The following is a 23,876-nucleotide window of genomic DNA, read 5'->3' on the forward strand; positions in this document are numbered from 1 at the left end:
AGGGGTTAGCCTGGCTGGACCGGCGCGACGACGCGTCCCCTGGAGGTCGGAGTGGAGAATCGGCGGCTTTCGCCGGGCAAGCCACGGCTGATGGCGTCCTGGCAGCGCAGCGAGCGCTACGGGGTGTCGCTGGACGAGGTGCGGCCGGTGTTCATCGGCTCGGTCGACACCGGTTCCCTGCTCTACGAATGCGGGTCCGAGGTGCTCACCGGCCTGCAGGCCACGCTGGCGAACGAGCCGGTGAGCATGATGATCACCGACAGCGCCGGGCTGGTGCTCGCCCGGTTGTGCGGTGACGACTCGATCAACCGCTCACTCGATCGGGTGCACCTGGCCCCGGGGTTCTACTTCTCCGAACGCAACGCCGGTACGAACGGGCTCGGCCTGGCACTGGCCGATCGCGCGCCCACGCTGGTCCGCGCCGAGGAGCACTACTGCACCGGGCTGCGGGGCTACACCTGCGCGGCGGTGCCCGTGCTCGACCCGCTCACCGGCGAACTGGCCGGCAGCGTCAACCTGACCACCTGGTCGGACTCGTCCTCGGACCTGCTGCTGGCGCTGGCCCAGGCCGCCGCCGGGAACACCACCGCGCTGATGCTGGCGCGCTCGGCCGGGCGCCGGATGCGGCCGGTTCCGCGCGGCGAGGTGTTCCACGTCTACGCCGACCGGTTCGAGCAGGCCGACGGCGGCCGGTGCGCGTCACGGTCGTGGAACGCCGCCGTCGCCGAAGCGCACACCGCGCTCGCCGCCGGCCGGGTGGTCGCGGTGGTCGGCGAGCCCGGCGCGGGCAAGACCGCGCTGGCTTCGCTGGCCCACCGGCAGGCGCGCCCGCGCGAACGCGTGCTCAGCGCCCGTCCCCCGGCACCGGACGACGTCGACGCCTGGCTCACGCTGTGGACGCCGGAGCTGGAGAAGGACGACACCTGCGTGATCGTTTCCGGCGTGGACAAGCTGCCCGCCTGGGCGGCCGGTGAACTGGTCAGGTTGTTCACCTCGGCCCGCCGCGAAGGCGCGCGGCCGCAGCCGTTCGTGCTGACCGCCGAGGATTTCGCCGCGCTGCCGAGCGCGCTCGTCGCTTTGGTCGACACGGTGGTCGAGGCACCGGCGCTGCGCCACCGCCCCGACGACATCCTGCCGCTGGCCCGGCACTTCGCCCAGCGCGAGCGCGGGCGGGCGATCAGCTTCACCGCCGCCGCGTCGCAAGCGCTGACCGAATACCACTGGCCGGAGAACGTCAAGCAGCTCAAGCGCGTCGCCCGCACCGCGGCGGCCCGCGCGGACGTGGTCGACCTGCGGCACCTGCCGACCCAGGTGTTCAGCTCGGGCACGCACCGGTTGAGCAGGCTGCAGGCGCTCGAACGCGACGAGATCGTGCGCTGCCTGACCGAACCCGGGGCCACCGTGGTGCGCGCGGCAGCCGAGCTGGGCATGAGCCGGGCGACCATCTACCGCAAGATGGCGCACTACGAGATCAAGGTGCCGAACCGATGAACAAGCACGAACTGGTGACCGCGTTCCAGCGGCGCGTGGGCAATCCGATCCTGCGGCGGCTGCCGTTCCAGGTGCTGCTGGAGACCACCGGCCGGACGTCCGGCCAGGCGCGGCGCACCCCGATCGGCGGACGGCGCGTCGGCGACGAGTTCTGGTTCGTCTCCGAGTTCGGCGAAAAATCGCACTACGTCCGCAACATCCAGGCCGACCCGGCGGTCCGGGTCCGGCTGGGCGGGCACTGGCACCGCGGCGTCGCCTGCCTCCTGCCGGACGACGACGCCCGCGCCCGGCTGAAGTCGTTGCCTCGGCTGAACAGCGCCGCGGTGCGCGCGATGGGCACGGACCTGCTGACCGTGCGCGTGGACCTCAGTCCAGGAGCACCCTGACCAGGGTCCGCTTCAGCCAGTCCTCGTAGTCGTCCGGCGACCAGCCCGCCGCGCCGACCAGGCTGTCGTGGACCCCGGCGGTCATCAGGGCGACGGCGATGTCGGTGGCCTTCGGGTCGAGCCGGTGCCCGGCGGCCCGGATGCGCTCGATGACCAGCTCCACGCCCAGCCGGTTGCGGCGCGCGCCTTCGGCCTCGGTCGCCGCGATGTCCGGGTCGACCGCGGCGCCCGAGCTCAGGATCGCCACGATATCGCCGCAGCGGTCCCGCACCTGGCGGCTCGCCTTCGCCAGCAGGCCGAGCAGCTCGGCCGGATCGGTCATGCCCTCGGCCGAGGTCATCAGGTCCGGCAGCCCGGCCTCGTCGTCGAGCAGATCGACGAGCCCGCCGAGCACCCCCGCCTTCGACCCGAAGTGCGCGTAGATCGTCTGCGGCGCGACCCCCGCCTCCTGGGCGATCAGCCGGATCGGGGTCCGCGCGTACCCGCGTTCGGCGAACAGGCCGCGTGCCGCGGTGAGGATCGTGCGCAGGGTCAGCGCTTCACGCCGGTCCCGCAGCCGGACGATGCCCGGCAGGTCCGCTGCCATGTATGCTCCGATTTAGAACGTCGTTCCAAGTTTTGGACCATCGATCCAAGTAAGGATAACCGATGACCGTCGAAGAGATCATCACCGGAATGCGGCAGGCGTGGAACGCGGGCGACGGCGCCGCGTGGGGCTCACACTTCGCCGAGGACGCCGACTACGTCGACGCGGTGGGCCGGATCCAGCGCGGCCGGGCGGTGATCGCGGACGAGCACCAGAAGATCTTCGACACCATCTACCGGGGCAGCGTGCTGGAGATCCGGCGGCTCGGCGTCCGGCAGCTCGGTGACGGACTACTGCTCCTGCACACCGAGTCGACGCTCCAGGTGCCCACGGGCCCGCGCGAGGGCACAGTCGACGCGGTCCAGACCAAGCTCGTGCGCGGCGGCCTGATCCACGCCTTCCACAACACCGCGCGCGTCAGCCTCGCCACCGTCACCAAGAACGACCCGGAGCTGGCCCGCCGTTCGCCGATGGACTGGAAGTCCTGAGCCTCAGAGATCCGGCAGGCCGAGCTCGAGGTTGGGGGGCCTGCATGCCGCCGTCGACCTCGAGCAGTTTGCCGGTGACGTAGGCGGCGGCCGGCGACGCGAGGTAGACCACCGAGGCGGCGATGTCCTCGGGCTCGCCGAGCCGGCGCAGCGGCGTGTCCCGCTCCATCTTCTCCCGGAGTTCGGGGTTGGCCGCGACGATGTCGAGCGCGGAGGTCAGCACCGAGCCCACCGAAATCGCGTTCACCCGGATCTTCGGCGCCAAATCCGCCGCGGCGAGCCGGGTGTAGTGCGCGACCGCGGCCTTCGCGGTGCCGTAGGCGAGGTAGCCGCGACCGGCGACCCGGCCCAGCACGGACGAGATGTTGACGACCGCGCCACCGCCGCCGGCGAGCATCGCCGGAGCTGCGGCGCGGGTCAGCGCGTGCGCGGTGGAGACGTTGAACCGGAACGCCTCTTCGAGGTAGCGGGGTGAGGTGTCCAGCAGCGGGCGCGGCATCGTGCCGCCGACGTTGTTCACCACGATGTCGAGCCGCCCGAAGGCGCCGGTCGCCGCTTCGGCCAGCGCGGCGGCGGCCGACGGGTCGCTCAGGTCGGCGGGCACGATCTCGGCCTTGCGGCCCGTGGCTTCGACCTTCGCCGCGACCTCGCGCAGTTGCTCTTCGGTGCGAGCGGCGAGCACCACGTCGGCACCGGCTTCGGCCAGCGCCACGGCCGTCGCGGCGCCGATGCCCCGGCCGGCCCCGGTCACCACGGCGACCTGCCCGGTCAGCCGGAAAAGGTCGAGGATCATGGCAAAACGATAACACGTTCTACCGACGGAAATTCGGCTCTCACGTTCCGCGCCTTTCCCACGTCTACCCGATATGGACAAGTACGCGAAGCGAGTGGCGGCCGCCGACTGGGCCGCGGTGGCCACCGAGCTGGACAGCTACGGCTGCGCCCTGCTGCCCCGCCTGCTCACCGCGGAGGAATGCCGCCGGATCGCCGGGCTGTGGTCCGACACCGGCCGGTTCCGGTCGACGGTCAACCTGCGACGGCACCGATTCGGCGACCACGGCGACTACCGCTACTTCGCCGAACCGTTCCCCGAACCGGTGGCCGCGCTGCGCGAAGCGCTGTATCCGCGACTGCTGCCGATCGCCCGCGACTGGTACGCCAAGCTCGGCCGGGAGGCCGAATGGCCGGACACCCTGGGCGACTGGCTGCGCGTCTGCCACGACGCCGGGCAGACCCGGCCGACGCCGATCCTGCTGCGTTACGAGACCGGCGGGTGGAACGCGTTGCACCGCGACCTCTACGGCGACAAGGTCTTCCCGCTGCAGGTCGTGCTCAATCTCGACGAGCCGGGCACCGACCACACCGGTGGCGAGTTCCTGCTGGTCGAACAGCGCCCGCGGGCGCAGTCACGCGGCATGGCGACGCTCATCCCGCAGGGCCACGGCCTGGTGTTCACCACCCGCGACCGGCCGGTGGCCTCGGCCCGCGGCTGGTCGGCGGCCCCGGTCCGGCACGGCGTGTCCCCGGTGCGCAGCGGCCGTCGCCACACGCTCGGCCTGGTCTTCCACGACGCGACCTGAGTCCCCTCAGCGGCGGAGTCCGGCGATCAGGATCCGGACCAGCTGCCGGGCGTCGTAGCGGGGGTCGCTGTCCGCGCCGATGCACAGGTTCCCGACTCCGCGCATGAGCCCGAGTGCCTGCAGGTCGGACCGGATTTCGCCGGCCTCGGCCGCGGCGTCGAGCAACTGCGTGCACACGGGCACGAGGCGGTCGAGGAAGTACGCGTGCAGCGTGTCGAAGCCGGCTTGGTCGGACTGCAGCACCCCGGCCAGCCCGTGCTTGGTGACCAGGAAATCGACGAACAGGTCGATCCACTGCCCGAGCGCGGCATACGGGCTTTCGCTGGACACCAGCAGCTCCGGACCCGCCTCGGCGCAGGCTTCGACCTGGTGCCGGTACACCGCGATGATCAGGTCCGCCCGCGTCGGGAAGTGGCGGTAGATGGTGCCCACCCCGACCCCCGCCCTGGCCGCGATGTCGCGCACCGGCGCGTCCACCCCGGCCTCGACGAAGATCGCCGCCGCCGCGTCGAGCAGCGTCTTCTCGTTGCGCCGGGCGTCCGCCCGCTTGGACCGCACCGGGCCGTCGTTCACCGATTCGCCTCCTTGCCGCACGCTTGCTAAGCGGAACGATGTTCCGTATCGTTAGCGGAGCAACGTTCCGTTTCCCATGATGCCAGGAGGCACCCAGCTATGCAGTACCGCACCTTGGGGCGCACCGGTGTGCAGGTGAGCACCCTCGCGCTCGGCGCGATGAACTTCGGCGCGATCGGGCGCACCAACCAGGACGAGGCCACCGCGATCGTCGACACCGCGCTCGAGGCCGGGATCAACCTCGTCGACACCGCCGACATGTACGGCCAGGGCGAGTCGGAGGAGATGGTCGGCCGCGCGATCGCCGGCCGCCGCGACGACCTCGTGCTGGCCACGAAGGCGACGATGCCGATGGGCGAAGAGCGCAACCACCGGGGCAGCTCGCGCCGCTGGCTGGTCGCCGAACTGGACCACAGCCTGCGCCGCCTCGGGGTCGACCACGTCGACCTCTACCAGATCCACCGCTGGGACCCCACGACCAGCGACGAGGAGACGCTGTCTGCGCTGACCGACCTGCGGCAGGCCGGCAAGATCCGCTACTTCGGCTCGTCGACCTTCCCCGCCCACCGGATCGTGCAGGCCCAGTGGGCCGCGCGCGAACTCCACCTCGGCCGGTACGTCACCGAGCAGCCCAGCTACTCGATCCTGCAGCGCGGCATCGAAGCACACGTGCTGCCGGTGACCGAGGAGTACGGGCTCGGCGTGCTGGCGTGGAGCCCGCTGGCGTCGGGCTGGCTGTCGGGCGCGGTCCGCGCGGGCCAGGAAATCACCACGAACCGCTCGAAGGTGCTGCCGCAGCGCTTCGATCCGGCCCTCCCCGCGAACCAGGCCCGGCTCGAAGCCGTCGAGTCGCTGGTGAAGGTCGCCGACGAAGCCGGGCTCACCCTGATCCAGCTCGCGCTCGGGTTCGTGACCGCGCACCCGGCCGTCACCAGCGCGCTCATCGGGCCGCGCACGCTGGACCACCTGAAGTCCCAGCTCGCCGCCGCGGACACCGTGCTCCCGGCCGACGTGCTCGACGCGATCGACAGCATCGTCGCGCCCGGGACCGACCTGGCGCCGGACGAAAAATTCGACACCCCGCCCGCCCTGCTCGACCCCACCTTGAGGAGGCGTCGCTGATGCCACGCACCACCGGGACCAGTTTCGGGATCCTGACCGCGCCCCAGCAGGTCGACTACGCCGACATCCTGCGGGTCTGGCGCGAAGCCGACGCGATCCCGGAGATCGAGCACGCGTGGTTGTTCGACCACCTCATGCCGATCGGCGGTGACCCGGCCGGGCCGATCCACGAAGGCTGGACGCTGCTCTCCGCCCTCGCCGCGCAGACCAGCCGCGTGCGACTCGGCCTGCTGGTGACCAGCAACCGCTTCCGGCCACCGGCGATGCTGGCGAAGATCGCCACCACCGTCGACATCGTCTCCGGCGGACGGCTCGACTTCGGCATCGGCGTCGGTTCGCGGCCCAGCCACCCGCTGGCCCGGCGCGAGTACGACGCGCACGGCCTGCCGTTCCACGAAACCGCGGACGCCGTGCGCGGTTTCGCCGAGGCGTGCGCGGTGATCCGGCGGTTGTGGACGGAGGACGAACCGTTCGACTTCGACGGCACCCACCACCGGCTCACCGGCGCCTTCGCCAACCCGAAGCCGGTGCAGCGCCCGCACCCGCCGTTCGTCATCGGCGGCCGGTCGGCCGCGACGCTGCGCGTGGTCGCCGAGCACGCCGACGTGTGGAACATCCCCGGCGGCGACCTCGAGGACGTGGTCAGCCGCAGCGCCCTCCTGGACCGCTACTGCACCGAGATCGGCCGGGACCCCGCGTCGATCACCCGCTCGATCCACCTGCCGGTCTCCTACGACCGGCCCGAGGACACCCGCAAGGCGATCGGCGAAGCGGTCGACGCCGGTTTCGGGCACGTCGTGCTCGGCCTGCCGTCGCCCTACCCCGAAGGCGTCGCCCGGTGGGTCGCCGCCGAACTCATCGGCTGAGCCGCTCGGGCAGGCCGAACCTGCCGAAGTCGGCGTCGAGGAACGAGACCACCTCGGCGATCCGGCCCCCGCGCAGGCTGAGCAGGTCCAGCCCGCCGGGCAGGTAGGCGCCGCGCTCCTCGTCCCACAGGTAGGTGCCGAAGGCGAGCTGCCCGTTGGCGCGTGCGGGCAGGAAGCGCCAACTCCGCGTCATCGGCCCGGCGACGAGGAAGGCCCGGACGGCGTCCCGGCCCGCGTACCACTCGGGCAGCGGCGGCATGCTGTACCGGGCATCCTCGGTCAGCAGGTCCACAATGGCCTGGAGATCACCGCGTTCCCAGGCACCGGCGTACCGGCCGGCCAGCTCGCGGACCCGATCGTCACCGAGGGCGGCCAGCTCGGCCTGCTGGCTGGTCCGTTGTGGATCGAGGGTCCGGCGGGCGCGCTGGAGCGCGCTGTTGACCGAGGCGACGGTGGTCTCCAGCAGGTCGGCGACCTCGTTCGCGGAGAACTGCAGCACCTCGCGCAGCAGCAGCACGGCCCGCTGCCGGGCACCGAGGTGCTGCACCGCGGCGACGAAGGCGAGTTCCACGCTCTCCTTGACCGCGTACCGCGCCTCGGGTCCGAGGCGGTCGTCGGGATAGGGCTCCAGCCAGGCCACTTCGGTCTCCGGTGCACCGGCGGGCAGTTCACGGCGGCCACGGCGCTCGATGGTGGTCAGGCAGCGGTTCGTGGCGATCTTGTACAACCAGGACCGCAGCGTGCCGCGGTCCTGGTCGAACTCCGGCAGCGCACGCCAGGCCCGCACCAGGGTTTCCTGCACCGCGTCCTCGGCGTCGTGCACCGACCCGAGCATGCGGTAACAATGCGCTTGCAGTTCGTCACGAAATGGCTCGACGAGCGCACCGAAAGCAGTCGCTTCCCCGGCCCGCGCGGCGGCGATCAGTTGTGCGGTGCGCTCCCCCGGCATGGGAGTGAATACTACGCCCCAGTGGAATTGCGACCGCCGTTCGCGCTATTACCGGTGTTATTCACGGCGTGGCGAGCGGGGCGGGCAGCCACTCGGCGAAATCGTCGGTGTCCTCCCGCAACCGCGCCTCGGCCGCGGAAAGCCACTCGACCGACTCCCAGGATTTCACCGTGAACCCGGCCTCGGCCAGCACCTCGACGAACGCCTGCCCGGCCAGTTCCAGTGCCGGGTAGGGGTTGGCGTCGGTCCGGGAAGCGACGCCGAAGCGATGCTCACGCACCGCGACGGCGATCAGGTCGACGCCGTACATCCGCTCGGCCAGCGCCACGGCTTCGGGCTCGCCAAGTGGCCGATCCAGCATGCCGAAGAGCCTCGTGACATTCCGTGAACCCATGCACGGAGAATACCGAGTAATTCGGGCCGGATCGACGATTCACCCTGTCGCCGAATTGCCCGGGGCCGAACCGTCCAGTCTGCCCAAGCGGAATATCATCCCCGCAACTGCTCCGTTCGGCTCAGCGCCAGATCCGCCGCCAGCGCGTCGAGTCCCGGGCAAGCCAGCGCCGAACGCGAAATCGCTGACGCACGGTGCCGGTAAACGTTGTCACCGAGCACTTCCCGGCACGTTTCCGTGAGCAGGTCCGCGTCGAGCCCACCCGGCTCGAGACGCCGGCCGAGCCCGAGCGCGCAGACCCGGTCGGCGTTGCCCGGCTGGTCGGAGAACAGCGGCAGCACCACCATCGGCGTGCCGGTGCGCACCGCCTCGGCGACCCCGCCGAAACCACCGTGGGAGACGAACAACTCCGCGGACTCGAGCAGCAGCCGTTGCGGGGTGAATTCGAGCAGCCGCACGTCCTCCGGCCGCGATCCCGGCCAGTGACGCGGATCGCTGCCCAGCGCGACCACCCCCGAGCACGGCAGCCGTCCGAGCGCGGTGATCATCAGCTCCAGCAGGTCCTGGCTCTCGGGCACCACGGTCGCGGCGACGCTGCCGAGCCCGGCGAGCACGAGCGGCCGGTCGTCGGGCAGCCCCAGCAGCGAAACGTCCAGCACGCCGGACGGTTCGTCCAGCCGGTAACACGGCGGCGCGTCGCCGCCGTACCACTCGGGCGGCACGAAACCGGCGACGAACGACCGATTCGGGTACCACGGGTCGTCGACCTCGTCGAGTCCCAGTTCGGCGCGCTGGCCGTTCAGCGCGTCCCGCACGGAAGGCAGGGTCGACGCCGAACCCGGCGCGATGTCCAGCACGGCCTGCCGCACGCCGAGCCGTCCGGCCGCGAGATGCCCGCCGAACTCGTTGCACTCCCGCACGATCAGGTCCGGCTGCCAGGATTCGCAGGCCTCGATCAGATCGCGGGCGAACACCCCCGCCAGCGGCCCGGCGAAGGCGGCGGTGAGCGGTCCCGCCTCGGCCCGCGCCGACGCCGCCCGCGCGCTGCCCTCCGGATCGCCGGGCATCCCGGGGCTGGTGAGCACCTCGGGCCGCTCGAGCAACTGCGCCAGGGTCAGCACGTTCGGCAGCGCCAGGTGTTCGATCCCGGCTCGTGCCAGCTCGGGCGCCATGCCGGGAGCGGTCGCGACGGCCACCCGGTGCCCGGCCCGGCGCAGGGCGCGGGCCACCGGCAGGACCACCGGCGCCAGGTGCGAGTAGAACGGCAGGCAGGTCAGGACCACGCGCACCTCAGGTCCTCCGTCCGGTGATCGTGCTCGTGCCGAGCGCGGCGAGCGGCCCGTACGGTTCGCGCGCGGTGACGTCGAAACCTCGGCGCTCCAGCAGCGCGCACACCGGTTCGGGCTCCTCGGCCTCGATCACCAGTTGCCGGATCCGGGGCCAGTCCGCTTCGCCGATCCCGGCGAGCACGTCGAGTTCGGCGCCTTCGACGTCGATCTTGACCAGGTCGATCGGCCCGGCCGGAGCCAGGTCGGGCAGGAGGTCGGACAGCCGCTCCACCGCGACGGCCACCGAACGGCTGTCGGCGAGCAACCGGCCGGCCGCGGGCACCAGTTCGCGCGTGCGCGTCTTCAGTTCCGGGTAGCGCGTGGAGTTGCCGGGGAGGTCGCGGTAGTAGGTGAACGGCACGCCGGTCTCGCGGCGCGCGCCCAGCGCGACCTCGCGGGTGAGCACGTCTTCGTGCCCGTGGTGGGCCAGGTTCGCGCACAACGCGCCGAACGTGCTGGGCGCGGGCTCGGCGGCGAGCACCCTGGCACGCGGGTAGCGGCTCTTGAGGAAAAGGGTGAACAGCCCGACATTCGCCCCGGCGTCCACCACGACCGGCGCCTCCGGTAATCGGATACCGGAGCCGAGATAGCAGTTGTCGCGGAATATTTCCTGGTACATGAATCCGAGTTCGCCGGAATCGCCGGAATCGTTTACCGGGACGTAACACCCGAATTCGCCGGACAACCGGACGTAGTGGAGTTCTGCGCGCACGGTTGACGCACACTACCGGACGCTACCGCCCGGTTACTCCGTCCGAAGGTCGTCACCATCACGCCGACCAGGCCTTTTACCTCGCGAACGCGATACAATAGCGAGCCCGGGCGACCAGGTCCAACCACCGGGCGGAATTGCTCCGTTCAGGTCGGCAAGAGTGGGTGATCCCTTAGTTTCGCCGGGCGACCGGACAAGGCAGGACAAACTCGCCTGCCCGCTTGACAGTCCCGCCGGACGACACGGAGCCTGACGACGGCTGTTCGGTTGAAAAATCGCACCGGGAGGGCCTGGCGAAAATGGTCCCTGTCATTCACCAGCTGGCATTGAACGAAAACCATTCACCGGTGCTGCCCGGCGTCCGCGAGGCGGTCCGGGAGGGCGCGGAGCGCGTCCACCTGACCCAGGACGCGCTGGCCACGGGCCTGACCGCGGAGCTGGCGCGACGGCTCGAAGTGGACGGTGCCCGGGTCGTCGCGGGTGCCGGTTCGGGCGCGCTGCTGCAGCAGTACCTCAACGCCCACAGTGGACCCGGCACGGCCGTGGTGCACGGCTGGCCGTCGTTCGAGCTGTACCCGCTGCTGATCCGCAACGCGGGCGCCACCCCGATCGCGGTGCCCGCGGAACCGCAGGACCTGCGGGCGCTGGCCGCCGCGGTGACCCCGGAAACCCGCGTGGTGCTGCTGTGCAACCCGAACAACCCGACCGGCGAAGTGCTCGGGCAGGACGCGGTCGCCGAGTTCCTCGACCTGCTGCCGCCCGGCGTGCTGGTGCTGATCGACGAGGCCTACCGCGAGTTCGCCGAGCCGGGCGCGCTCGCCGACGGCCTCGCGCTGGCCGCCGCCGACGACCGGGTCGCGGTGGTCCGGACCTTTTCGAAGTCACACGGGTTGCTCGGCCTCCGGGTCGGTTACCTGGTCGCGCCCGGACCGGTGGCCGCCGCCCTGCGCCCCACGCTGCCGTTCTTCCGCGTGGGCACCCTCGCGCAAGCCGCCGCGCTCGCCGCACTGGACGCCGAGCCGCGGATGCGCGAGCAGTGCGCGGAAGTGGCGGCGGAACGGGATCGCGTCCGCGCCGGTCTGCTGGACCTCGGCTGGGACGTCCCGCCGAGCGGCGGCAACTTCCTCTGGCTGCGCCTGGGCCGCGACAACCAGTCCTTTGTCGACCACCTGGCCGCCGGTGGGGTCGCGGTGCGGGAGATCGCCGGCGCCGGGGTGCGGGTGAGCACCGGCACGCCCGAGGCGAACGACCTGGTGCTGGCGCTGGCGAAGGAGTTCGCCGCATGACCGCCATCCACGAGGTCACCTCCTCCCCCGCCGTCGAGGACGTGCGGCGGGCCCTCACCGAGCGCTGGTCCGGCGCGGGCCACCGGGTCGCGGAGATCTCCGGCTACGCCCTGCTCGCCCCCGGCAAGTTGCTGCGGCCGTTGCTGCTGGTGACCGCGGCCGAAGCCGTCGGCGGATCGCGTGAGCAGGTGCTGCCCGCCGCGCTCGCGGTCGAATACCTGCACGTGGCCTCGCTGATCCACGACGACATCATCGACGGCGACGACCTCCGGCGCGGCCGTCCCGCGGTGCACGCCCGCTTCGGCACACCGGACGCCATCGTCACCGGGGACGCGCTCATCCTCGGCCTGTTCTCGGCCGTCGCCGAATGCGCCTCCCTGGGGGTGCCGGAGCCCGCGGTGCTCGCCGCGGTCCGCGCGCTGTCGGAGGCGGGCGAGGACCTGTGCCGCGGTCAGGTCCAGGAAGCCCTGCTGGACACGGAGGTCCTCGCGGCCGGAGCCGACCACTGCCTCACCGCGTACCTCGAGGTGGCGTCGCTGAAGACCGGCGCGTTGTTCCGGGGAGCCTGCCGGGCGGGCGCACTGCTCGGCGGCGGCTCACCCGCCGAGGTCGCCGCGATCACCGGTTTCGCCGAGCACGCCGGCCTGGCCTTCCAGATGCACGACGACCTGCTGCCGTTCCTCGGCGACCCGTCGGTCACCGGCAAACCGGGCACGAGCGACGCGGCCAATCTGCGGCTGACCTTCCCGGTGCTGCTCGCCGTGCGTGAAGCCGGTTCCCGGTCGCTCGAACGGATCCTCGGCGGCGGGTTCACTCCGGAACGGACACTGGCCGAGTTGCGCGAGCTGGTCACCACGACCGGCGCGCTGGACCTCGCCCGCGCCCGCGCCGAGGAGGAAGTCGCGCTGGCTCGTGCCGAGCTCGGCACGCTGCCGTCCACCGAAGCGACAGGACTGCTCGGCGCCATCGCCGAAGCGGCCGTGCGGCGGGACCGGTGACCAGGTTGACCACGGCCGGGCGGTGGCGGCCGGCCGCCGTGGCCCACATGCAGACCTGGCGCCCGTACACGCTCTGCTACCCCGCGCTGCTCGGGCTCGCGGGCGCGGCGGCGGCCGGTGACGCGGTGGCTCCGGCGGCGGCGCTGGTGCCCGCGCTCGGCTGGCTGTCCGGGCACTACCTCGGCGACTACTTCGACCGCGGCCTCGACGCGATCGGCAAACCGCACCGGCCCATCCCGTCCGGCCGCCTGTCCGCCGAGGCCGCGCTGTACAGCGGAATCGCCTGCGCGCTGGCGTCGGCGTTGCTGGCGGTCCTGGTCAATTGGCGCATCCTGCCCGTGTTCGTGCTCGCGATGCTCGGCATCGTCGGGTACAGCAAGGTGTTCAAGAAGCGCGGTGCGTCGGGGAACGTGGTCCGCGGCGCGCTGAGCGCGGTCGCCGTGGTGATCGGCGCGATGCTCGTCGTGCCCTCGCCCACCTGGTCCGTGGTGCCCGTCGCGCTCGGTTTCCTGGTGCACGACACCGCGTCCAACCTGGTCGGCACGGTCCGGGACGTGGACGGCGATCGGGCGGGCGGCTATCGCTCGGTCCCGGTGCGGCACGGCGTCCGGCACGCGGTCCGGCTCGCGTTCGGTCTCTACCTCGTGGGCGTGTTGTTCGTCACCTCCGGCGCTTTGACCGCATTCCACGGATCTGCTCACCTCGCGCTCACCGCGGTCGCCGCGGTCGCGGGCGTGGCGGCCTTCGCTCCGTTGCTGCGTGCCGGTTCGGTCGTCAGCCGCCAGGCCGCGTTGCGCGCGCACGAGGTCCTCGTCGGTGAACGGCTCGTGCTCGCCGCAGCGGTCATCGCCGGCGGCGCCGGGCCCGCGTTCGCACTGGCGGTCCTGATCCCGGTGCTCGTGCTTTCCCTCACCGCGCAGGCCGTCATGCGCGCCCGTCACGAAATCCCGCCAGCTCCGGCCTTGCTCCGACGAAAGGACACCGTCGCATGACCTCCTTGCGCGCCGACGAGATCTCCGAAGCCATCGCTGGTGGGGCCGAGGCGTTGTTCTCGGCGCAGCGGCCGGACGGCGTGTTCGACTACGGCGAGCACGCGCTCACCTCGACGCTCGGCACGGTCGGTGCGGTGAGCGCGCTGCACTTCGCCGATCCGGCCGGGTCGGCGGACCTGATCGCCCGCGGCGCGGCCTGGCTCGAACGCACGCAGGCCGACGACGGTGGTTGGAGCATGGTGCCCGGCGAGGCGTCCGAAGCGGGACCGACCGCGGTGGCCACGGCCACGCTGCACCTGCTCGGCGACCACGGGCCGTTTGTCCATAAGGGACAAAGCTGGCTGGAGGACTTCGGCGGCCTGGAAGCGATCCCGCACGCCGAAGTCGTCGCCTGGTGCCGCCAGTACTACGGCTTCGCGGGCTGGCTCGAACCGCAGGAGATGCGACGGTTCCCCCTCGAACTGGCGTTGTTCCCCGGGCTCTACCGGAAGTTGTTCGACCTCCGCGCGCCGATGGTCTCCGCGCTCGGACTCGCGCAGACCCGGCACAAACCGCTCAGCCGCGTGCACCGCAAGCTCTCGAAACTCGCCGAACCGAAGGCGCTCGACGTCATCCGGCAGGTCTACGAGCACGAAGGCAGCACGGGCGGCTGGTGCGAGGACGCGTGGGTGACCGGGCTGATCGTCGCCGGGCTCGCGCGCGCCGACCTCGGGCACGACATGGTCGCCCGCGCGGTCGGCTGGTTCCGCGAGACCGTCAACGAGGACGGTTCGTGGAACAGCGGCCCGCTCGACCTGACGTGGTCGATGTACGCGGCGGCCGGGCTGCTCGAAGCCGGTTACCGCGAGGACGCCCGCCTCGGCCTGACCAAGGAGCTTTTTCTGCGGTTGCAACAGGACCAGCCGTTCGTCGCGTTCGGCTGCCCGCCCGGGTTCTGGGGCTGGTCGGGCACGAAGGGCTGGCCGGCCACCTTGGAGACCGGCGAGATCGTCTCCGCGTTGTGCCACCTGCCGGGCGAGGACCAGGCGGAAAGCGTGCAGCGCGGGGTCACCTGGCTGACGCTGCAACAGGACACGCGCGGCTCTTGGGGGCTGTGCGTGCGCAACACCAAGGTGGCGAACAGCGGCCCGTGCCCGCACATGACCGCGCAGGCGCTCGACGGGCTGCTCGACTCCGGTGTGCCGGTGGACGACCGGCGGGTGCGCCGCGGCCTGCGCTGGCTGGCATCGGCACAACTGCCGGACGGCAGCTTCGAATCCGTGTGGTACCGGATGCACACCGCGGGCACGTCGGCCGTGCTGCAGACCTTCGCCAAGGCCGGGCTGTCCGGCGAACCGGCGGCGGTACGAGCGCGTGATTGGCTCGAACGCACGCAGCACGAGGACGGTTCGTGGGGCACCGGCGCGCCCGCCGACGCCGGAACCGTCGAGGAAACCGCTTGGGCGGTAAGCGCTTTGCTCGCCGCCGGGGCGCCCGCCGAGTCCGTGCTACCCGGCGTTCGGTGGCTGCTGGCCGAACGCGAGCGCGATGGCGGCTGGCCCGCCGCACGCGTCAACGAATACGTCCGCCACGTGTCGCGATACGCGAATCCGGCGCTGGCGAACGGCCTGGCCTTGCGAGCACTGGCTCGCTACCGGGAGGCAGTCCGATGAGGACGGACGTGGCCATCTGCGGTGCCGGAGTCGGCGGTCTCGCGGCGGCTTGCGCACTGGGGCAGGCCGGATTGCGCGTGACGCTGGTGGAGAAGCAGGACGCGCCGAAACCGGTCGCCAAGGGTGAGGTGTTCCAGCCGGGCTCGCTGCGCGTCCTTCAGTCGTGGGGCGTGGCGCAACGACTGGACTCGGCGGGTGCGCTGCGCTTGGCACGCCTGGTCGCGCGCGACGCCGCCGGAACGCCGCAAATGGCGCTGGACTACGGAACGCTACCCGGGAACAACCGCTGGCTGCTCGCGCACGACTACCCCGCCATCCTCACCGCGCTCACCGATTCCCTGCCGTCCGTGGTCGAATTCCGGCGGGGTGTACTGGTGAAGGGACTGCTGCGGGACTCGGGCGGTCAGGTCACCGGCGTGCGCCTGGCGGACGGCACGATCGAAGCACCGCTCGTGGTCGCCGCCGACGGCATTTCCTCACGGCTGCGTAAGGAAGCGGGCATCGAGATCGAGCGAGCCGAGTACCCGCACCGGCTGGTCGCACTGGAACTGCACAACGTGCCCGAGGTCGAAGCCGACTTTTCCGCCTATGTCACCGAACGCGGCCTGCGACTGCGGTATCCGCTGCCCGGCGGCCGCGTCCGGTTGTACGCGCAGGTCGAGCCCGACGAGCTGCGCGGCGGCGACCTGGCGGCCTGGGGACGGGCGCTGGCCAGGGAAACACCCGCGCTCGCGCCGCTGGAAGACGCCATCCTGGCGAGCCTGCCCCGGCGGCAGGTGCTGCCGGTCGCGCGGTTCCTCGCGCCCCGGCTGTGGAGCCCCGGCCTGGTACTGGTCGGCGAGGCGGGGCACGCCGTGCACCCGATGGCCGCGCAGGGCATGAACAGCGCGATCGCCGACGCCGACTGCCTCGCCGGGGTGCTCACCGGCTCCGGCGACCTGGCCGAGTACGGCAGGCGGCGCGCGGCCGACCTCGAGCAGATCGGCCGCACCAGCCACAACGCGGCCCGCATGATCACCGACCTGTCGTGGCCCGGCCGCACGCTCGGCCGCCGCGCGCTGCGGCACACCGGCGCGAACGACCGGCTGCGCTACACCGTCATGCACAACATGTCCGGCCTCGGCGCGCACCCGCTGACGCCGCTGGACCGGCTGCACCAGATCGGGTTGCTGCCGGACCCGAGGGCCCGGCGGCTCCCGGCCTGGGCATGAGCCCGTCAGCCCACCCCGCATTCGATCAGCACCAGGCCGCCCGGCGCGGTCCGCTCGGTGCGCACGGCCAGCCCGGCGGCCGCGGCCAGCGCCCGGAAGTCCTCAAGGGACCGTTCGCGCCCGCCGAGCAGGGTCAGCGACTGGAGGTCGAACGAGGAGTTGTTCTTCGCGTGCTCCTCGCCCGCGAGCACCTCCACGATGAGCACCGTGCTCGCCGCCTCGGCGCACCGCCGCAGGATGCGCACGGCGTCGTCGTCACCCCAGTCGGTCAGCACCCGCGACACCATGAGCACGTCGTAACCGCCGGGCAGCGGGTCGAAGAAGCTGCCGCCGACGAACTGCGCGCGCTCGGCCAGTCCGGCGTCGGCCAGCGCCTGCTTGGCCTCCGGTTCGACCGGCGGCAGGTCGAGCACCGCGCCCTGGAGGTGGTCGTGCCGGCGCAGCACCTCGGACAGCAGCGCGCCGATGCCACCGCCCACGTCGAGCACGCGGCGGACCGGTGCCCAGTCGTACTCGGCGGCCACCGCCGGTCCGGTCTGCCAGGCGTGCGCGGCCATGATGGCGCCGAAGAACACCCGCAGCCGCTCGTCGCGCTGGTAGTCGTCCCAGAACGGCACGCCGTGCACGGCGCCGTACGCGGATTCGCCGGTGCGCACCGAGTGCAGCATGCCGCTGTAGGCCAGGTCCATTTTCGCGCCGGGACCGTCGAGGTCCAGCCAGCCGCGCTGCCAGCGGTGGTCCTCGCCGAGCAGTTGCCGCGAAACCGAGGTGAGGCCGTAGGTTTCCGGCTCGGTCTCGGTGAACAGGCCGATGGCGACCAGGTGGCGGAGCAGCCTGGCGAGCGAGTCCTCGTGCGCCCCGGCCGCTTTCGCGAGCTCAGCCAGCCCGGTGGTGCCGTCCGCGATCAGCTCCGGCAGGCGCAGCGTCACCGCCGCGCGAACGGCGAACGGGGTGGCGAGGTCGACCAGGCCGGCCAGCTCGGCGGCCGGGTCCGCGGCGGGGTCTGGGGCGGGGTCCATCCGGGTCCTCCAGTCGGCAGGGCACCGCCGGTCGCGGCGCTCGGTCCACCTCGAGATTCGCATTCACCGGCAATTCCGGTCAAGCATTTTCTCTTTTCGTCGATCGCGTTTCCGACCTGCCCGAAAGGCGACAAAAATGGCTGCACGATTCACGGTCAACCCCGTTTCCGGCGCACTCGGCGCGGAGGTGCGCGGGGTGCCTATCGCCACCCTGTCCGATGCGGACTTCGCGACCGTCCGCGAGCTGCTGCTGGAACACCTGGTGCTGTTCTTCCCGGACGCGGCCGGGCTGGATCCCGAGGCGCACAAGGCTTTCGGGCGCCGGTTCGGGGAGCTGGAGGTGCACCCGTTCCTGCCGAAGCTCGAAGGCCACGACGAACTCGTCGTGCTCGACTCCGACCAGGGCGCGAAGGCCGACGTGTGGCACACCGACGTCACGTTCAGCCCGTCGCCGCCGATCGCGTCGATCCTGCAATTGGTGAAATGCCCGCCCGCCGGCGGCGACACGATGTGGAGCAACCAGTACCTGGCCTACGACGCCATTTCGACACCCTTGCGGGAATTGCTCGAAGGCCTCACCGCGGTCCACGTGTTCAAGCACCCGAACGGCTCGTTCCGCAGCGAAGCCGAGCACCCGGTCGTGCGCACCCACCCGGAGACCGGGCGCCGCTCGCTGTATGTGAACCGCATGTTCACCCGGCGCATCCCGCAGCTCGCCCCCGGCGAAAGCGAAGCCCTGCTGGCGTACCTGTTCGGGCTTTCCGAGAGCCCGCAACGGGTCTGCCGCTACCGCTGGGCGCCGGGCGCGATCGCGCTGTGGGACAACCGCGCCACCCAGCACTACGCGGTCAACGACTACACCGGCCGCCGGATCGGGCAGCGGGTCACCGTGCTCGGCGACAAGCCCGAGGGTGAGGCACCGCGCTGGCCACACCACGAAGGCACCGGCCTGAGCGCCGCGACGAGCCGCTAGGCCCTCATCGACTCGAGCATGCGGGTCAGCGCGGCCACGGTGTCCGCGAGGTCGCGGCCCGGGTCGGCGGACCCGGCCAGCCAGGCGGCGGCCTCGTTCATCGCACCGGAAAGCAGGTGCGCGAGCGGGGCCACCGGCTGGCGGAGCAGCACCCCCTCGTCGATCAGCTGCGTGAGCGCCTCAACGAGGTGGTGCATCGAGGCGGTCGCGTCGAGCTCGCGCCAGGTCTCCCAGCCGAGCACGGCGGGCGCGTCGACCAGCATGATGCGCTGGATCTCCGGCTCGGTGGTGACGGTCAGGAACGCGGTGCAGCCCGCGACCAGCTGCGTCCAGGGATCGGCGTCCGGCGCGGCGCGGTCCACCCTGGCGGCCACGTCGGCGTGGACCTGCTCCAGCACCGCGCGGAACAGCTGGTCCTTGCCGGTGAAGTAGTGGTAGAGCGCTCCCTTGGACACCCCGGCGGCGGCGACGATCTCGGCCAGGCTGACCTGGCCGTAGCCCTTCGCGGCGAAAAGCTCACGGGCCACCGCGACGAGCGTCCTGGTGGTCTCCTCACGCTGCTGCGCCTTCGTCGCCATGCCCGGGAGTCTAGTTGACGTACCGGCGGTCGGTATCTATGGTGCTCGATACATACCGACCGCCGGTACGCATCTTACTCTGGAGCGTTCATGAAACTGTCGAGCTTCTACCCCGTCCTCTGCACCGAAGCGGTGGCCGCCACGCGCGACTTCTACGTCACCCACTTCGGCTTCGAGGTCGTCTTCGACTCGGGCTGGTACGTCAGCCTGCGCCGCGAAGGCGGGTACGAACTCGGCATCGTCGACCACACGCACCCGTCGGTGCCGGAGGGCAGCCGCAGACCGGTCGCCGGGCTGATCCTGAACTTCGAGGTCGACGACGTGGACGCCGAGCACCGGCGGCTGGTCGAGGAAGCCGGGCTGACGCCGGCGCTGCCGTTGCGCAGCGAGGAGTTCGGGCAGCGGCACTTCATCCTGACCGACCCGGCGGGCGTGCTCGTCGACGTGATCACCGAGATCGAACCGTCGGCGGAATTCGCCGCCGACTTCAACGCCTGACCTGGGAACCCGGCGGCCGCACCCAGCGTCGATGGGGCATGGCAGGTGAGACCTTCGGGCCGTACCGCATCGAGGAACTGCTCGGCCGCGGCGGCATGGGCGAGGTGCATCGCGCCTACGACACCACGCACGACCGGATCGTCGCACTGAAGCGGCTCTCCGTTTCGGCCGCCGGTGACCCCAGTTTCCGGGCCCGCTTCCGGCGCGAGTCGCAGATCGTCGCGCGGTTGCGTGAGCCGCACGTGATCCCGATCCACGCCTACGGGGAGATCGACGGGCGCCTGTACCTGGACATGCGCCTGGTCGAGGGCTGCGACCTGAAGGACCTCACCGACACCGGGCCGCTGGCGCCGGAGCGGGCGGTGCGGATCGTCGAGCAGGTGGCGAGCGCCTTGGACGCCGCCCACGCCGATGGCCTCGTACACCGCGACGTCAAACCGTCGAACATCCTGGTCGCCCCAGGCGACTTCGTCTACCTGGCGGACTTCGGCATCGCCCGCAGCTCCTCCCCCACGGCGACCGCGATCACCGCCTCGGGCGCCGTCGTCGGCACCCTCGACTACATGGCCCCCGAGCGTTTCGGCACCGGCACGGTCGTCGATGGACGCACCGATGTCTACGCGCTCGCGTGCGTTCTCTACACCAGCCTCACCGGCCGGCGCCCCTTCACCGCCGAAGGCACCGCGGCGCAGATCTGGGCGCACCTGCAGGAACCCCCACCACGCCCGTCGACTTGGAACCCCGCCGTCCCGGCGGCTCTCGACGAGGTCATCGCCCGCGGCATGGCGAAGGAGCCGGACCACCGCTACCCCACCGCCACCGCCCTCGGCGAAGCAGCCAAAACCGCCCTAACCGCACCGGTCGCCCCCAAAGCCACCCTCATCCACGCCACCTTCGTCGAACCCGCCGACGACTCTCAATCCCGCACCGACGCCCAACCTCCCGCCGGTCCTCACTCCCCCGAGCCCAAGGCCACCCTCGTCCAGCACCCCGCCCCCGAAGTCGCCGGTGCCCAACCCGCCGAGGCTCAAGCCGCCGCCCGCGCCTTCGCTCCCACAACCTCCGGTGCCCACCCCGCCACCCCCAAGGCAGGCCCCGTTCACAAAGCCGCCCTCACTCACCCCGCCGCCTCTCCACCTACCCCCGTCCCACCCGCCACAACCCCACCTGCCTCCCTCTCCCCCACCGCCCCATCGATCCCCGCTCAGGCCGATCCCACCTTCCCCCAACCAGTCACCGCCCACACCGCCACCCACCAGCGGCCGAGCCTGCCCATGCTGCCGATCGTCCTCGCCCTGCTCGTGATCGCCGCCGTGGTGGCCACCATCCTGCTCGTCCAACCCGGCGGCGGCCTGGTGTACGGCTCCTCCGCCACCGGCGCATCCGCCTCGCCTCTTCCCTCCACTCCCCATTCATCCCCTCCCCCATTCCCGCCCAGCCCGAGCCCTCCCTCCACAGTGGACTCCAGACCGCCCTCGGACAACGGCCTCGCCGCGCTGCTGCCCACCGTCTACCGCGGCAACACCTCGTGCCGGGCAAGCGAACCAGCCGACGGCGCCCTCTCGACCATGACCTGCACCCAGCCGAACGACGAGGACTCGCGCCTGCCGACCCCCGGCGAAGCCGTCTTCCACCTGTTCACCGACCGCACGAGCCAGGACGCCTTCTTCCGCAAACTGGTCACCGACCGGCACATCCCGCGTCGCGACGAATCCAGCGGCTGCCGCCCGAAAACCCAGGACACCCACTACGCGCTGTACTACCGGAACACCAGCGGGCCGATCCCCGGCGAGTTCAGCACCTGCTTCGCCGAAGAGGGCACCGGCCAACTGTGGTGGGTCGACACCCGCACGCTGACCATCGGCGCACTGATCGCCCCCGGCGCGACGAGCCCCGACGCCCTGGAAAAGCTCGACACCTGGTGGAACACCATGATCTTGGTGTCACTGAGGTGACCCACCCGGCGACGCCCGGAGCACCATCTCCACAATGGGGACATATCCCCCACCGAAGGGAGAGCCTCGTGCTCACCAGCCCCGCCGGACGTTTCCGCCTGCTCGCCCTGGCCGAGGCGGTGTCCTGGGCCGGCCTGCTGATCGGCATGCTCTTCAAGTACGTCGTGGTCGGCAACGAGATCGGCGTGAAGATCTTCGGCCCGATCCACGGCCTGGTCTTCGTCGCCTACGTGATCGCCGCACTGCTGGCCCGCGGGCCGCTGCGCTGGGACGGCCGCACCACCGTGCTCGCGCTGATCGCCAGCATCCCGCCCTTCGGCACCGTGCTGTTCGAGCGCTGGGCCACGCGCACCGGCCGCCTGGAGCGCTCAGCCGAGCCCGTCGCGAGCCAGTAGCGCCGCCTGCACCCGGTTCGTACAGTCCAGTTTGGACAGGATCCGGCTGACGTAGGTCTTGATGGTGGCCTCGCTCATGTGCACCCGGGTGCCGATCTCGGCGTTCGACAGCCCTTCAGCGATCAACTGGAGCACCTCCGCCTCGCGTGGCGACAACACAGCCAGCCGCGCTGCGGCGGTGTCCCGGCGATCGGTGTCATCGGGGCTGACCATGTCGAGCACCAGCCGCGTCACCTGCGGCGACAGGTAGGCCTCACCCGCGTGCGCGGCGCGGACAGCGCGGATCAGCTCGTCGGGCGTGCAGTTCTTCAACACGAACCCGGCGACCTGCTGCCTGATCGCCCGACGGACGTTCGGCTCGATGCCGAACGCGGTCAGGATGACCACCGGCACCCCGGCCAGCTCGCGCACGGCTGACAGCCCGTCCAGCTCGGGCATGTTCAGGTCGAGCACGGCGACGTCGACCCGATGCGCGAGCGCTCGTTCGACCGCCGTCCGCCCGTCGGCCGCCTCGGCGACGACCTCGATGCCGGAGTCGGATTCGAGCACCGTCCGGATGCCGGCGGTGATCAACGGCTCGTCGTCGGCGATCAGGACCCGGATCATCCCGCGCCGCCGAACGCGCTCGCCGGGCCGATCACGGCCACCATCGACACCACGGCGAGCATCAACGCCGCCACGCGCACCCGGCTCAGCGAACGTGGTTCCGCCTCTTTCCGCGTGACGACCGGCAGCATCGCCGTCAACCGGAACTCCGACGCCGACCGGTCGTGGTGCACCAGTCCACCGGCCAGCGCCACTCGCTCAGCCAGCCCAGCGAGGCCGTGCCCGCCGGTCGATCCGGTGGACATCGGCAGCGCATTGCGGACGGTCACCAGCAACGCGTCGTCCTCCCAGCGCAGCGACACCCGCACGTGGGCGGCGGGCGCGTGCTTGGCCGCGTTGGTCAGCCCCTCCTCGACCACCCGGTACGCTGCCTGCTCAACCTCCGGTTCAACCTGCCGCGGTTCGCCTTCGTCGCACGAATCGACGCGCATTCCGGCCGCCCGGAATTCGTCAACGAGCCCGCCGATCTGCTCGAGGGTCGGTTCGCGCGCTTCGACGTCTCCCGGGCTACGCAAGGTGCCCACCAGCTCGTGGAGTTCGGCGGTGGCCTGTCGCGCGATCCCCGCAAGTCGGCGCACGGCCTCGCGGTCCGGTGAATCGCCGACCTCCAACGCCGCTGCCTGCACCGATAACAACCCGAGGCGATGCCCGAGCGAATCGTGCATGTCCCTGGCGATCCGGAGTCGTTCGGTGAGCCGCTCGCGCTCCGCCAGCAGGTCCCTTTCGGCACGCAACCGGCGATTGTGCTCGTCGAGCGCGGCGACGAGCTGCCGATGCTGGGCCATGTACCGGCCGACCACCAACGGCAACCCGACCAGCACCAGCACCTTCGGCGCCAGCTGCGGTCCACCCACGAACTGCACTCCCAGGTAGGCCGCCGTCGCGAGGCCGGCGATCAGGTAGTCGCGCCTCGAACGGGCCTGCTGACCGGCGCGGTAGCTCGTGCACAGCATCAGGGCGTACCCACCGCCGGTGGCGCACACGAGCGCCGTCGCCACAGCGAAGCCCGGCACCGCCCGCCGCCACAGCAGGATCAACGCGATGACCGCGGCAAACACCGGGGCGGCCCACCAACCAGCGTCGACCACCCGGTCCGGCGCCAACCAGACCACATCCACCAGCACCGCGAGCACAGCTATCAAGACTCGGCCCATGCGGTGAGGCTAGCGACTTTGGTGAACAGCACGGAGCGACCTTCGAGGACAGCGCCGACCACCCAGGCCTTCCTAACCTGCGAC

At 71.5% G+C, this 23,876-nt stretch carries 25 protein-coding genes and 1 pseudogene; 15 read left to right on the forward strand and 11 right to left on the reverse strand.

Features of this window, described 5'->3' with window-relative positions; all coding sequences use genetic code 11:
- Positions 1-51 precede the first annotated feature (51 nt).
- Positions 52-1,491 (forward strand): AAA-type ATPase lid domain-containing protein, encoded by a 1,440-nt coding sequence (locus JOM49_RS36120; RefSeq protein WP_308158993.1) that lies wholly within the window; start codon positions 52-54, stop codon positions 1,489-1,491.
- Entirely contained in the window at positions 1,488-1,877 is a 390-nt protein-coding gene (locus JOM49_RS36125) for a nitroreductase/quinone reductase family protein (protein ID WP_209668619.1), read from the forward strand. Before JOM49_RS36120 ends, JOM49_RS36125 begins: the two co-directional genes overlap by 4 nt.
- Here JOM49_RS36125 and JOM49_RS36130 read toward each other — a convergent pair.
- On the reverse strand, positions 1,858-2,463 hold the full coding sequence (locus tag JOM49_RS36130; protein ID WP_209668620.1) for a TetR/AcrR family transcriptional regulator: 606 nt from the start codon (positions 2,461-2,463) through the stop codon (positions 1,858-1,860). The two genes, JOM49_RS36125 and JOM49_RS36130, sit on opposite strands and share 20 nt — an antisense overlap.
- A gap of 62 nt (positions 2,464-2,525) precedes the next feature.
- Here JOM49_RS36130 and JOM49_RS36135 point away from each other — a divergent pair, with 62 nt between their 5' ends.
- The gene (locus JOM49_RS36135; protein ID WP_209668621.1) at positions 2,526-2,951 is read left to right on the forward strand and encodes an SgcJ/EcaC family oxidoreductase; all 426 of its coding nucleotides are present in this window, start codon (positions 2,526-2,528) and stop codon (positions 2,949-2,951) included.
- A 3-nt stretch (positions 2,952-2,954) separates the two neighbouring features.
- On the opposite strand, the pseudogene JOM49_RS36140 reads toward JOM49_RS36135, so the two are convergent.
- A pseudogene (locus JOM49_RS36140) lies at positions 2,955-3,744 on the reverse strand (SDR family oxidoreductase).
- Between the two features lie 73 nt (positions 3,745-3,817).
- On the opposite strand from JOM49_RS36140, the gene JOM49_RS36145 reads away from it, so the two are divergent.
- Positions 3,818-4,531: a 2OG-Fe(II) oxygenase gene (locus tag JOM49_RS36145; RefSeq protein WP_209668623.1), complete on the forward strand. Its 714-nt coding sequence runs from the start codon at positions 3,818-3,820 to the stop codon at positions 4,529-4,531.
- Positions 4,532-4,537: 6 nt separating this feature from the next.
- On the opposite strand, the gene JOM49_RS36150 is transcribed toward JOM49_RS36145, so the two are convergent.
- Positions 4,538-5,104 carry a TetR/AcrR family transcriptional regulator gene (locus JOM49_RS36150; RefSeq protein WP_209668624.1) on the reverse strand — a complete coding sequence of 189 codons (567 nt, stop codon included), beginning with the start codon at positions 5,102-5,104 and terminating at the stop codon, positions 4,538-4,540.
- 99 nt (positions 5,105-5,203) lie between these two features.
- On the opposite strand from JOM49_RS36150, the gene JOM49_RS36155 reads away from it, so the two are divergent.
- Positions 5,204-6,226 carry an aldo/keto reductase gene (locus JOM49_RS36155; RefSeq protein WP_209668625.1) on the forward strand — a complete coding sequence of 341 codons (1,023 nt, stop codon included), beginning with the start codon at positions 5,204-5,206 and terminating at the stop codon, positions 6,224-6,226.
- Positions 6,226-7,092 carry an LLM class flavin-dependent oxidoreductase gene (locus JOM49_RS36160; protein ID WP_209668626.1) on the forward strand — a complete coding sequence of 289 codons (867 nt, stop codon included), beginning with the start codon at positions 6,226-6,228 and terminating at the stop codon, positions 7,090-7,092. Before JOM49_RS36155 ends, JOM49_RS36160 begins: the two co-directional genes overlap by 1 nt.
- Here the strand turns inward: JOM49_RS36160 and JOM49_RS36165 are convergent.
- The 4 genes from JOM49_RS36165 to JOM49_RS36180 form a co-directional block, all read right to left on the reverse strand.
- Complete coding sequence (locus tag JOM49_RS36165) at positions 7,082-8,041, reverse strand: sigma-70 family RNA polymerase sigma factor (protein ID WP_209668627.1); 960 nt, start codon at positions 8,039-8,041, stop codon at positions 7,082-7,084. The genes JOM49_RS36160 and JOM49_RS36165 overlap by 11 nt on opposite strands.
- A 61-nt stretch (positions 8,042-8,102) precedes the next feature.
- Entirely contained in the window at positions 8,103-8,435 is a 333-nt protein-coding gene (locus tag JOM49_RS36170; protein WP_209668628.1) for a hypothetical protein, read from the reverse strand.
- A 95-nt stretch (positions 8,436-8,530) separates the two neighbouring features.
- Entirely contained in the window at positions 8,531-9,724 is a 1,194-nt protein-coding gene (locus JOM49_RS36175) for a glycosyltransferase (protein ID WP_209668629.1), read from the reverse strand.
- 1 nt (position 9,725) lies between these two features.
- On the reverse strand, positions 9,726-10,475 hold the full coding sequence (locus JOM49_RS36180; protein WP_209668630.1) for an FkbM family methyltransferase: 750 nt from the start codon (positions 10,473-10,475) through the stop codon (positions 9,726-9,728).
- Positions 10,476-10,774: 299 nt separating this feature from the next.
- Here JOM49_RS36180 and JOM49_RS36185 point away from each other — a divergent pair, with 299 nt between their 5' ends.
- Genes JOM49_RS36185 through JOM49_RS36205 form a run of 5 tightly spaced genes read left to right on the forward strand, consistent with a single transcriptional unit; the run spans position 10,775 to position 16,614 of the window.
- The gene (locus JOM49_RS36185) at positions 10,775-11,761 is read left to right on the forward strand and encodes an aminotransferase class I/II-fold pyridoxal phosphate-dependent enzyme (RefSeq protein WP_245369589.1); all 987 of its coding nucleotides are present in this window, start codon (positions 10,775-10,777) and stop codon (positions 11,759-11,761) included.
- Positions 11,758-12,759: a polyprenyl synthetase family protein gene (locus JOM49_RS36190; RefSeq protein WP_209668631.1), complete on the forward strand. Its 1,002-nt coding sequence runs from the start codon at positions 11,758-11,760 to the stop codon at positions 12,757-12,759. The genes JOM49_RS36185 and JOM49_RS36190 overlap by 4 nt, the downstream gene beginning before the upstream one ends.
- Positions 12,756-13,751 carry a UbiA family prenyltransferase gene (locus tag JOM49_RS36195; RefSeq protein ID WP_308158995.1) on the forward strand — a complete coding sequence of 332 codons (996 nt, stop codon included), beginning with the start codon at positions 12,756-12,758 and terminating at the stop codon, positions 13,749-13,751. Before JOM49_RS36190 ends, JOM49_RS36195 begins: the two co-directional genes overlap by 4 nt.
- Positions 13,748-15,403, forward strand: coding sequence for a prenyltransferase/squalene oxidase repeat-containing protein (locus JOM49_RS36200; RefSeq protein WP_209668632.1), 1,656 nt, complete (start codon positions 13,748-13,750; stop codon positions 15,401-15,403). The genes JOM49_RS36195 and JOM49_RS36200 overlap by 4 nt, the downstream gene beginning before the upstream one ends.
- Positions 15,400-16,614, forward strand: a complete 1,215-nt coding sequence (locus JOM49_RS36205; RefSeq protein ID WP_209668633.1) for an FAD-dependent oxidoreductase — start codon at positions 15,400-15,402, stop codon at positions 16,612-16,614. The genes JOM49_RS36200 and JOM49_RS36205 overlap by 4 nt, the downstream gene beginning before the upstream one ends.
- Positions 16,615-16,619: 5 nt before the next feature.
- Here JOM49_RS36205 and JOM49_RS36210 read toward each other — a convergent pair whose 3' ends face one another.
- A complete protein-coding gene (locus tag JOM49_RS36210) occupies positions 16,620-17,633 on the reverse strand; it encodes a methyltransferase (protein WP_209668634.1) in 1,014 nt (337 codons plus the stop codon).
- Between the two features lie 136 nt (positions 17,634-17,769).
- Here JOM49_RS36210 and JOM49_RS36215 point away from each other — a divergent pair, with 136 nt between their 5' ends.
- Positions 17,770-18,606 carry a TauD/TfdA dioxygenase family protein gene (locus JOM49_RS36215; protein WP_209668635.1) on the forward strand — a complete coding sequence of 279 codons (837 nt, stop codon included), beginning with the start codon at positions 17,770-17,772 and terminating at the stop codon, positions 18,604-18,606.
- Here the strand turns inward: JOM49_RS36215 and JOM49_RS36220 are convergent.
- Complete coding sequence (locus JOM49_RS36220) at positions 18,603-19,184, reverse strand: TetR/AcrR family transcriptional regulator (protein WP_209668636.1); 582 nt, start codon at positions 19,182-19,184, stop codon at positions 18,603-18,605. The two genes, JOM49_RS36215 and JOM49_RS36220, sit on opposite strands and share 4 nt — an antisense overlap.
- Before the next feature lie 90 nt (positions 19,185-19,274).
- On the opposite strand from JOM49_RS36220, the gene JOM49_RS36225 reads away from it, so the two are divergent.
- The 3 genes from JOM49_RS36225 to JOM49_RS36240 all read left to right on the forward strand — a co-directional run bounded on the left by JOM49_RS36225 (position 19,275) and on the right by JOM49_RS36240 (position 22,032).
- Positions 19,275-19,682, forward strand: coding sequence for a VOC family protein (locus JOM49_RS36225; protein WP_209668637.1), 408 nt, complete (start codon positions 19,275-19,277; stop codon positions 19,680-19,682).
- Between the two features lie 38 nt (positions 19,683-19,720).
- Positions 19,721-21,637: a serine/threonine-protein kinase gene (locus tag JOM49_RS36230; RefSeq protein ID WP_245369590.1), complete on the forward strand. Its 1,917-nt coding sequence runs from the start codon at positions 19,721-19,723 to the stop codon at positions 21,635-21,637.
- Between the two features lie 68 nt (positions 21,638-21,705).
- Complete coding sequence (locus JOM49_RS36240) at positions 21,706-22,032, forward strand: DUF3817 domain-containing protein (protein WP_209668639.1); 327 nt, start codon at positions 21,706-21,708, stop codon at positions 22,030-22,032.
- On the opposite strand, the gene JOM49_RS36245 is transcribed toward JOM49_RS36240, so the two are convergent.
- Together JOM49_RS36245 and JOM49_RS43540 are read right to left on the reverse strand one after the other, a co-directional pair.
- Positions 22,006-22,638, reverse strand: coding sequence for a response regulator (locus JOM49_RS36245; protein WP_209668640.1), 633 nt, complete (start codon positions 22,636-22,638; stop codon positions 22,006-22,008). The genes JOM49_RS36240 and JOM49_RS36245 overlap by 27 nt on opposite strands.
- Positions 22,635-23,771 carry a sensor histidine kinase gene (locus JOM49_RS43540; protein WP_209668641.1) on the reverse strand — a complete coding sequence of 379 codons (1,137 nt, stop codon included), beginning with the start codon at positions 23,769-23,771 and terminating at the stop codon, positions 22,635-22,637. Before JOM49_RS43540 ends, JOM49_RS36245 begins: the two co-directional genes overlap by 4 nt.
- Positions 23,772-23,876 lie beyond the last annotated feature (105 nt).

Origin of the sequence: Amycolatopsis magusensis (assembly GCF_017875555.1) — a bacterium.
Classification (GTDB): Bacteria; Actinomycetota; Actinomycetes; order Mycobacteriales; family Pseudonocardiaceae; genus Amycolatopsis; species Amycolatopsis magusensis.